The sequence below is a fragment of the Microbacterium sp. genome (genome assembly GCF_052102115.1).
Lineage (GTDB): Bacteria > Actinomycetota > Actinomycetes > Actinomycetales > Microbacteriaceae > Microbacterium.
In genome coordinates this window covers 168001-178272 of record NZ_JBQDVP010000001.1, presented here as the reverse complement: position 1 = coordinate 178272, position 10272 = coordinate 168001, and the positions used below count along the sequence as shown (strand labels likewise).

Below are 10272 nucleotides of genomic sequence, written 5' to 3'. Positions count from 1 at the left end.
CCAGCTAAGCGCCCAGCGCCGCCCGGCCGAGCGCCGGCGGACCCTACCCGGCCACTCCTACCCGGCGGAGCGGGCGTGCGCGATCATGCGGTCGAACTGCGCGTCGCGCGCGGCGTCGACGACCTGCGCCTCGGGGTGGGCGTCGTAGTAGGCAAGAATGCGGCGAGCACCCTCGCCGAACGTGATCGTCGTGGCGAACTCGGGCACGAGCGCCTGCACCTTCGCGGTGTCGAACAGGCTCGAGTGCGCCTTGTCGCCGAGGAGCGTCGGCCCGAGATCGGGGGCGATCGCGGCGATGGTGTCGGATGCCACGTGCACGAGCTCCGGCGCCGAAACCCCGGCCGCGTCGGCCAGCCAGCCGTAGATCTGATTCCAGGTCGGCGCGTGCGAGCCGGTGATCGTGAAGTCCTCGCCGAGCGCGCTCGGGTGCCCGATCAGCCCGGTGAAGGCGACGGCGAAGTCGTCGGCGTGGGTGATGGTCCACAGGCTCGTGCCATCGCCATGCACGACGACCGGGCGCCCCGCACGCATGCGGGCGATGTCGTTCCAGCGCCCGAGAGTGGGGAGCATCTGTTCGTCGTAGGTGTGCGACGGGCGCACGATCGTCACCGGCACGCCCCGGTCGCCGGATGCCGCGAGCAGCAGCTCCTCGCACGCGATCTTGTCGCGAGAGTACTGCCAGAACGGGTTCTCCAGCGGCGTCCGCTCAGTCACCGGCAGCCGCGCCGGCGGCTTCTGATAGGCCGATGCCGAGCTGATGAAGACGTACTGCCCCGTGCGCTCCGCGAACACTTCGAGGCCTGTCGCGAGGTCGGTGGGGGAGAAGGAGAGGAAGTCGGCGACCGCGTCGAACTCGCGATCGCCGAGCGCATCCTGCAGCGATGCCGGATCGTGGACATCTGCCGATACCGTGGTCACGGCATCCGGCAGAGCGCGCCGCCCGCTGCCGCGGTTGACGACGGTGACGTCATGCCCGCGCTCGACGGAGCGGCGAACACACGCCGCGCTGATCGTGCCGGTTCCGCCCAGATACAGGATGCTCGTCATGACAGCGAGCTTAGGCGGCGTCCCCGAGCGTCCCGAGATACAGCCCGATGACCTTCGGGTCGTTCAGCAGTTCGCGACCGGTGCCCTCGTAGGCGTCGCGGCCCTGATCGAGCACGTAGCCGCGGTCGCAGATCTGCAGGCAGCGGCGGGCGTTCTGCTCGACCATGATCGTCGTGACCCCGGCCTTGTTGATGTCGGAGACGCGGATGAACGCGTCATCCTGCCGCACCGGCGACAGCCCCGCTGAGGGCTCATCGAGCAGCAGCACGGACGGGTTCATCATCAGCGCCCGCGACATCGCGACCATCTGCCGCTCACCGCCCGACAGCGACCCGGCACGCTGCTTCAGCCGCTTGCCGAGTTCGGCGAAGATGTCGCTGACGAACTCCAGCCGCTCGGCATAGATCTTGGGGTTCTGGTAGAGCCCCATCTGCAGGTTCTCTTCGATGGTGAGCGAGGGGAAGACGTTGTTCGTCTGCGGCACGAACCCGACGCCGCGGCCGACGAGCTTGTCGGCCTTCAGCCCCACGATGCTCTCGCCCTTGACAGTGATGTCTCCGCCGCGCACCTGCACCATGCCGAACATCGCCTTCAGCAGCGTCGACTTGCCGGCGCCGTTCGGTCCGATGATGCCGATCAGCTCGCCGCGGCGTGCGACGAGATTCGCCCCGTTGAGGATGTTCACACCGGGCAGGTAGCCGGCGTGCACGTCCTTCATCTCGACGATCACATCTTCGTCGGTCATGCTGTGCCCTCCTCGGCATCGAGCTCGGCTTCGGCCTCAGCCTCGATCTGCTCGCGGATCTCGGTGGCGTCGGCATCGGCGATGACCGGCAGTCGGCCGGTGACGGCGCCGAGGTCGACGTCCTGGTGGGCGCCCAGGTACGCGTCGACGACGGCGGGGTCCTCCATCACGGCGTCGGGCGGGCCCTCGGCGACCACGCGGCCCTCGGCCATCACCACGACCCAGTCGGCGATGTGGCGCACCATGTGCATGTCGTGCTCGACGAACAGCACGGTCATGCCGAGTTCCTTGAGGTCGAGGATGTGGTCGAGCAGCGACTGCGTGAGGGCCGGGTTGACGCCGGCCATCGGCTCGTCGAGCATCACGAGCGTCGGGTTGCTCATCAGCGCACGGGCCATCTCGAGCAGCTTGCGCTGGCCACCGGACAGCGAGGCGGCGAAGTCCTTCTCCTTGGCGTCGAGCTTGAAGCGCACGAGCAGCTCGCGGGCGCGCTCTTCGATCTCGGCATCCTGCGCACGCCAGAGGAAGGGGAACAGGCTCGCCCAGAACCCCTCGCCGCGCTGGCCCGTCGCCCCGAGCTTCATGTTCTCGAGCACGGTCAGCAGCGACAGCGACTTGGTGAGTTGGAACGTGCGCACCTGGCCCATGCGGGCGACCTTGAACGACGGGATGCCGGAGAGGTTCTTCCCGTCGAACGACCACTTTCCGGTGTTCGGCTTGTCGAAGCCGCACAGCAGGTTGAACAGGGTCGTCTTGCCGGCGCCGTTCGGGCCGATCAGCGCCGTGATCGCCCCACGAGGAACCTCGAGATGGTCGACGTCGACGGCGGTGAGGCCGCCGAAACGGCGGGTGACAGCATCCACGGTGAGGATCGGGTCGGTCTTCGCGACGCCGGGCGCGGCCGGCCCCGTCGTGAGGCCGGTCGTCTTGGCGCGCGGGGCGCCCGCGCCGGGGGTGGGGACGTTACTTGACAAAGGTCATCTCCCTCTTGTTGCCGAGGATGCCCTGCGGGCGGAAAATCACGATCAGCATCAGCACGACGCCGATCACGATGTAGCGCACCACGTCGGCCTGGTTCGTCGTCATCGGCAGCCAGCCGACCCGGGCCATCTCGGGCAGCAGGCCGCCGAGGAATGCGAATACGACCCAGAACAGCACAGCGCCCAGCGCCGGGCCGAGAACGGTCGCCGCTCCTCCCAGCAGCAGGATCGTCCAGAGGAAGAACGTCAGCGAGGTCGAGTAGCTGCCGGGGATCACGGCCGACGGCAGCACGAACACGACGCCGCCGAGCGCACCGATGATGCCGCCGACGACGAGTGCCTGCATCTTGTACGCGAACACGTTCTTGCCGAGCGAGCGGACGGCGTCCTCGTCTTCGCGGATGCCCTTGATCACGCGCCCCCACGGGCTGCGCATCAGCGCCCAGACGACCAGCACAGACACCGCGAGCACGAGCAGGCCGAACACGCGCACCCACAGGTCGTTGGCGTTGTACGTCCACGGCCCGAAGCCGTAGGTGCCCTCGGGGAACGGATTCATGTCGCGGAAGCTCTGGTGATAGCCCGAGAGCCCGCCGGCCGAGTTCGTCCACTCGCGGAACAGTTCGGTCAGGAACAGCAGGCGCACCACCTCTGCGGTCGCGATGGTCGCGATGGCGAGATAGTCGGCGCGCAGACGCAGGGTCGGGATGCCGAGGAGCAGAGCGAATGCGGCGCCGGCGAGCACGCCGACCGCCACGCCGCCCCACCACGGCAGGCCGAAGCTGAGGATCGAGATCGCGTAGCCGTAGCCGCCGACGGCCATGAAGGCCGCCATGCCGAAGTTGAGCAGGCCCGCGTAGCCGAAGTGCACGGCGAGGCCCGTGGCCGCCAGCGCGTAGGCGATCGTCGTCGGGCTGAACAGGTAGGCGGCGGTGTTGCCGAAGATGCTTCCGAAGTCCATGCGTCAGCCCAACCTTTCCTTGTGCCCGAGCAACCCCTGGGGGCGGACGAGAAGGATCACGATCAGCGCCACGAGGGCGGAGGCGTACTTCAGATCCGACGGGACACCCAGCAGCGTCGACACCTCGACGGCGAGGCCGACGATGATCGAGCCGATCAGAGCGCCGATCGCCGATCCCAGACCGCCGAGCGTGATCGCGCAGAAGATCAGCAGCAGCATCTGCATGCCCATGTCCCACTTCACCCCGGGTCGGAAGTATGCCCACAGGACGCCGGACATCGCCGCCAGTGAGCCGGAGAGGATCCAGACGATCCGCACCACCCGGTCGACGTCGATGCCGGATGCCGCGGCGAGCTGCGGGTTGTCGGAGATGGCCCTGGTCGCTTTGCCGATCCGCGTGCGGGTGAGGAAGTACGCCACCCCCAGGATGATGACGATGCTCGTGCCCATGCCGATCATGTCGATGTACGACAGCGAGATCGGACCGAGCTTGATCGGAGCGGGGCTGGCACCCTGCAACTGGTAGGTGGGGCCGCCGATCATGTACTGCATGACGTATCGCAGTGCCAGGGACAGGCCGATGCTGACGATCATCAGCTGCACGATGCCGAGTCCGCGACGTCGCAGCGGCCGCCAGAGACCGGCATCCATCGCGAGGCCGAGCAGGCCGCCGGCGACGATCGCGGCGATGATGCCCAACCACATCGGCAGGTGCCAGAACGTCGTGCACAGCAGGGCGATCACTGCACCCCAGGTCACCATCTCGCCGTGGGCGAAGTTCGACAGGCGCGTGGTGCCGTAGATGAGGGCCGCGCCCATGGCAGCGAGCCCGAGCAGCAGTCCGAAGTTCAGCCCGCCGACGATGCGCGAGAGCAGCTGGTCGAGGAACGACGTCGTCTCGCGGACCCCCTCGCCGAGGAAGAGATTCACGATCTTCGTTCCGGTGAGCTCGAACTCCACCTCCTGCGATGCCGAGTCGCCCTCGACGATGACCCCGTCGGGGAGCGTGTCCTCGTCGACGGTGAGGGTGTACGTCTCCTTCTCGGGCACGTACAGGCGCCATCTGCCGTCGGCATCCGTCACGGTGTCGGCGCCGAAGCCGTTGCCCTCGATGGCGACGGTCACGTCGGCGACCGGCTCATCATCGAAGGTGATGACGCCGGCGAAGTAGAAGTCCGTGACCTCCTGGCCGTCGTCGGTCTCATCCGCGAGAGCGGATGCCGGTGGCAGCAGGGCCAGGGATGAGAAAGCCATCAGTACACCGAGCACGGCGATGAGCCATGGTTTGGCTCGACGGACAACTGTAGACGTGGGTCTCACGCAACCTCCACGATGAGTGCTCGCCTCGACTTCGGGTCGGTGGAGGCGTGGGATCGAGCGTACTGTGACGCGCGGTTATTCACTAGTAACTGAACCGAACCGAGGAATTATTGTTACGCCCGCGCGGTTTAGGATTGGTGAACGCGCACCAGCTTTCGCCTGCAGGAGGATCATCCATGGAACAGCACGATCCCTTCGGCTTCGTCGGACTCACCTACGACGACGTCCTTCTTCTTCCCGGGCACACCGATGTGATCCCCAGCGAGGCCGACACGTCCTCGCGCATCACCCGCCGCATCTCGGTGGCGACCCCGCTGCTGTCCAGCGCCATGGACACCGTCACCGAATCCCGCATGGCCATCGCGATGGCGCGTGAGGGCGGCATCGGCATCCTGCATCGCAATCTCTCGATCGCCGACCAGGCCGCGCACGTCGATCGCGTCAAGCGCAGCGAGTCGGGCATGATCACCGACCCGATCACGACCACTCCCAATGCCACTGTCGAAGAGGTCGACGAGATGTGCGCGAAGTACCGCATCTCGGGTCTTCCCGTCGTCGACGACTCCGGGCACCTGGTGGGCATCATCACCAACCGCGACATGCGGTTCGTGTCGGGCTTCGAGCGTCCCACCACATTCGTCAAGGACGTGATGACCTCGACCGACCTGGTCACCGCTCCGGTCGGCGTCGCGGCGGGTGAGGTCATCGCGCTGTTCGCCAAGCACCGCGTCGAGAAGCTGCCGCTCATCGACGACGACGGCAAGCTCGCGGGACTGATCACCATCAAGGACTTCGACAAGAGCGAGAAGTACCCGCTCGCCACCAAGGACGAGCACGGGCGTCTGCGCGTCGGCGCGGCCATCGGCTTCTTCGGCGACGCATGGGAGCGCGCCGAGGCACTGCGCGACGCCGGTGTCGACGTCCTCGTCGTCGACACCGCGAACGGTCAGTCGCAGGGCGTCATCGACATCATCCAGCGGCTGAAGGCCGACGAGTCGTTCGACCACATCGACGTCATCGGCGGCAACGTCGCGACCCGCCAGGGCGCGCAGGCGCTCATCGATGCCGGTGTGGATGCCGTCAAGGTCGGCGTCGGCCCTGGTTCGATCTGCACCACCCGCGTCGTCGCCGGTGTCGGGGTGCCGCAGGTGACCGCGGTGTACGAGGCGTCGCTCGCCGCGCGCCCCGCGGGCGTGCCGGTGATCGCCGACGGCGGGCTGCAGTACTCGGGCGACATCGCCAAGGCGCTCGTCGCCGGAGCGGATGCCGTCATGCTGGGCTCGCTGCTCGCCGGAACGGACGAATCGCCGGGCGAGATCGTCTTCCAGTCGGGCAAGCAGTTCAAGCAGTACCGCGGCATGGGGTCGCTCGGCGCCATGCAGACCCGCGGCAAGCAGACCTCGTACTCGAAGGACCGCTACTTTCAGGCCGACGTGCCCAGCGACGACAAGCTCATCCCCGAAGGCATCGAAGGCCAGGTGCCGTACCGCGGCCCGGTGTCGGCGGTGGCGTACCAGCTCATCGGCGGGCTGCGGCAGTCGATGTTCTACGTCGGCGCGCGCACCATCGAAGAGCTGACGACGCGCGGCAAGTTCGTGCGCATCACCTCGGCCGGGCTCAAGGAGTCGCACCCGCACGACGTGCAGATCGTCGTCGAGGCGCCGAACTACAAGAAGTGAGTCGGGATTGGGTCAATGCCGCGAAGCGGCGTTGACGCGGCCCTACTCAGGTTGAGCGAGGCCGCGCAGCGCCCGAGTCGAAACCTCCCCTCGGCGGTGCGCGCCCTGCCCCACGCTAGGCTGACGCGATGACGGAACCAGCCAGCGCCGGCGACGCAGCCGACGTCCTCCTGCCTCCGCGCACGGGACTGCATCGCCGTAATGCCTGGGGTTTCGGCCTCGGCACTCTCGGCCGCGATATGGCGGCCACCCTGGTGACGATGTTCCTCATCGTGTACCTCACCGAGGTCGTGCAGGTCTCGAATGCGACCCTGGCTGCGGTCACCGTGGTGCTGGTGGTGATGCGGCTCTTCGATGCGGTCAACGATCCAGTGATGGGCCTGATCGTCGACAATACGCGCACTCGTTGGGGAAAGTTCAAGCCATGGATCGCCGGCGGCGCGCTGGCCTGGGCCGCAGCGACCATCGTGATGTTCTCCGACTGGGGCGTCGAAGGACCGTGGTTCGTCGTCGTCTTCATCGTCGTGTACTTGCTCTGGGAGATCGCCTACACGGTCAACGACATCTCGTACTACGGGATGCTGCCATCGCTGTCGCGCAATCAGATCGAGCGTGAGCGGATCGGCGTCGTCGCCCGTGTGTGTGCGAACATCGGGATCTTCGGCGTCGTGATGGCTATCGTGCCGGTGACTTCGGCTCTGGAGGAGGTTCTCGGTTCGGCGCAATCCGCTTGGTTCGCGTTGGCCGTCGCCGTGGCGGCGATGATGTTGATCTTCCAGACGATCACCTTGGTGACAGCGAAGGAGCAGGTCTCGAGCGAGCGGATGCACACTTCTTTGCGCGAGCTGTTCAGCGTGATCGGCCGCAACGATCAGTTGCTCTGGGTGACGCTGGCGATGGTGCTGTTCATGACCGGCTACACGATCACCACGAGCCTCGGGCTGTATTACTTCACCTATATCTATGGCGATGTCGGAATGTACCCGGTGTTCGCCGCGATCCTGGGTGTCAGTCAGATCGGTGGACTGCTGCTGTTCCCGCTGGCTTCGGCCAAGCTCGGGCGGCGGCGTGTGCACCTGCTCGCGACCGCATCCTGTGCCGTAGGTTACGTGGTGTTCCTGTTCGCGGGCACGTCCATGCTGTTCATCGGGGTCGCTGGCGTGCTGCTGTTCGCCGGGCAGGCGTTCATTCAGCTGCTCATGATGATGTTCATCGCCGACTCGGTGGAGTACGGGCAGTGGAAGCTCGGGCGTCGCAATGAATCGGTCACCTTCTCACTGCAGCCCTTCATCTACAAGGCCGCGAGTGCGTTGGCATCTGGAGCGGTCGGGGTCACGCTCATCGTCTCCGGGATCAACGACGCAGGAAGCGCGGCCGACATCACCGACGTCGGAGCATCGGCGTTCAAGGTCGCGATGATGGTGGTCCCTCTGATCCTCGTGGTCGTGAGCTGGTTGGTGCTCGCCCGGCGGTACCGGCTGGACGAGACGCGATATGCCGAGATCATCGCCGATCTGCGCCTTCGTGAAAGCACAGTTGAGGCACGTGATGGCGAGTCCTGATGCCGGCATCCGGTTGAAAGATGTGTACGCGCACCCAGTCGGTCGGGATGCCATCGACAAGATCCTGCTGCAGCTGGGGCGCTCGCGACGGTGGGTGACGAATCCGCTCGTCGCGAATCTCTCGCTGCGTTCGCTCGGGCGACTCGCCGGCAGGTTTCTCGGCCCGGGTCTCGCCGAGGCGCTGCTCGCGATCCTGGCCGAGCACCCTGAACGTCTCGACAGCGGCACCAGCGCGACGACCGGAGGGACGCGATGGTGGCAGAGCGCCGTCTTCTACCACGTGTATCCGCGTTCGTTCCAGGATTCGGACGGGGACGGAATCGGTGACCTGCGCGGATTGATTGGCCGTCTTGATTACCTGCAGGACCTCGGTGTGGACTGCGTCTGGCTCTCGCCGGTCTTCGACTCCCCGAACGAGGACATGGGCTACGACGTGCGCGATTACCGCGCGGTGATGGCAGAGATGGGCACGATCGCGGACCTCGATGCGCTCATCGCGGGGTGCCACCACCGGGGCATGCGGATCATTCTCGACCTCGTGGTCAATCACACCTCTGAGGAGCACGAGTGGTTCCGGTCGGCGGTCGCCGATCCCGAGGGAACTTACGGCGATTACTACCATCTGCGACCCGGCGTCGAGGGGGAGGATGGATCTGGGGCGCCGCCGAACAACTGGACCTCATTCTTCGGTGGCAGCGCCTGGCGCTGGATTCCCGAGGCCAAGCGGTGGGCGCTGCACCTGTTCGCGCCGGGTCAGATGGATCTGAACTGGGCGAACCCCGCAGTCCGCGTCGAGGTCGCAGACATCGTCCAGTGGTGGCGAGCCCGGGGTATCGACGGTTTCCGGATGGACGTCATCAACTACATCTCCAAGCGCGACAGTCTGCCGGACGGGAACGAGGCAGTCGGTCAGCTGATGGGATTCTTCGGCATCGAGAACTACTTCTTCGGTCCACATCTGCACGAGTATCTGCGCGATCTGCGTGCGAAGGGGTTCACCGGTGGGGGCGCACCCGACGGCGTGATGGTGGGGGAGACACCCGGCATCGGCGTCGAGATGGGGCGTCTGCTCAGTGACCCCGAGCGCGCGGAACTCGACCTCGTGTTCAATTTCGACGTGCTGGAGCTGCCAGGACGCATCCGTTGGGACGACTACCGGTACGACCTGCGTCATCTGAAGACCTATTACACCGAGCTGCTGACACGGATCGGTCCTGGTGATCAGGCGGCGCTCTTCTTCGACAATCATGACAACCCGCGGATGCTGTCGAAGGTGCTGGGGCCACGGAGCTCCGACTCGCAGCTGCGCACGGCGCTCGCCAAGGCGCTCGCGACGCTCCAGCTCACGCTGCGTGGTACCCCATTCCTCTTTCAGGGCCAGGAGATCGGCGCGATCGATCAGAGTTTCTCGTCGACGGCGGAGCTGCGCGACGTGGAGTCCCTGAACCGCTTCGCTGAACTGCGAGCCACCGGTTTCGGCGAGGCAGAAGCGTTCGCCGCCACGCTGTCGGGTGCGCGGGATCATGCCAGGGTGCCGATGCGTTGGGAACCAGGGGTCCATACCGGATTCACCACCGGGAGGCCGTGGCAGCCCGGCCACGAGGTCTCGGTGGGCTTCACGGTCGCCGAGCAGATCGATGACCCGGACTCGGTGTGGAGCTTCCACCGCGACCTGATCCGTCTGCGTCGCGCGCACCCCGCGCTCGCCGCCGGCGGCATCCGCTTTCTTGCCCCTCGATCCCGGGACCTGTTCGCATGGGTGCGCACGGGTGATGACGGGCAGGACGAGTGGCTCGTCGAGGTGAATCTGACCGACCGGCCGATATCGCGCCTGCACGGAATGCCGACCGCCGAACCCGTCATGGGCAGTTCTGCGCTGGGTGTTGTGCACGGATTGACGCTCGGCCCCTACGGCGTTCTCGTGAGTCGGATCGGCTCCGTCAGCCCCGTCACGTCGGGGATTCGGGCGAGTGGATGA

8 protein-coding genes are annotated in these 10272 nt (G+C 66.4%); 3 read left to right on the top strand and 5 right to left on the bottom strand.

Annotated features, from left to right (window positions below):
- Positions 1-57: 57 nt before the first annotated feature.
- The 5 genes from ACTICP_RS00775 to ACTICP_RS00755 are packed head-to-tail and all read right to left on the bottom strand — an operon-like array spanning position 58 to position 4987.
- On the bottom strand, positions 58-1047 hold the full coding sequence (locus tag ACTICP_RS00775; protein WP_441888528.1) for an NAD-dependent epimerase/dehydratase family protein: 990 nt from the start codon (positions 1045-1047) through the stop codon (positions 58-60).
- 10 nt (positions 1048-1057) lie between these two features.
- The gene (locus ACTICP_RS00770; protein ID WP_441888526.1) at positions 1058-1792 is read right to left on the bottom strand and encodes an ABC transporter ATP-binding protein; all 735 of its coding nucleotides are present in this window, start codon (positions 1790-1792) and stop codon (positions 1058-1060) included.
- Positions 1789-2766 (bottom strand): ABC transporter ATP-binding protein, encoded by a 978-nt coding sequence (locus ACTICP_RS00765; RefSeq protein WP_441888524.1) that lies wholly within the window; start codon positions 2764-2766, stop codon positions 1789-1791. The genes ACTICP_RS00770 and ACTICP_RS00765 overlap by 4 nt, the downstream gene beginning before the upstream one ends.
- Entirely contained in the window at positions 2756-3733 is a 978-nt protein-coding gene (locus ACTICP_RS00760) for a branched-chain amino acid ABC transporter permease (RefSeq protein WP_441888522.1), read from the bottom strand. Before ACTICP_RS00760 ends, ACTICP_RS00765 begins: the two co-directional genes overlap by 11 nt.
- A gap of 3 nt (positions 3734-3736) precedes the next feature.
- Positions 3737-4987, bottom strand: coding sequence for an ABC transporter permease subunit (locus tag ACTICP_RS00755; protein WP_441888520.1), 1251 nt, complete (start codon positions 4985-4987; stop codon positions 3737-3739).
- A 242-nt stretch (positions 4988-5229) separates the two neighbouring features.
- On the opposite strand from ACTICP_RS00755, the gene guaB reads away from it, so the two are divergent.
- From guaB to ACTICP_RS00740, 3 genes are all read left to right on the top strand, one after another.
- Complete coding sequence (guaB, locus tag ACTICP_RS00750; protein ID WP_441888518.1) at positions 5230-6732, top strand: IMP dehydrogenase; 1503 nt, start codon at positions 5230-5232, stop codon at positions 6730-6732.
- 128 nt (positions 6733-6860) lie between these two features.
- Positions 6861-8294, top strand: coding sequence for a glycoside-pentoside-hexuronide (GPH):cation symporter (locus ACTICP_RS00745; protein ID WP_441888516.1), 1434 nt, complete (start codon positions 6861-6863; stop codon positions 8292-8294).
- Positions 8281-10272 (top strand): alpha-glucosidase, encoded by a 1992-nt coding sequence (locus ACTICP_RS00740; protein ID WP_441888514.1) that lies wholly within the window; start codon positions 8281-8283, stop codon positions 10270-10272. Before ACTICP_RS00745 ends, ACTICP_RS00740 begins: the two co-directional genes overlap by 14 nt.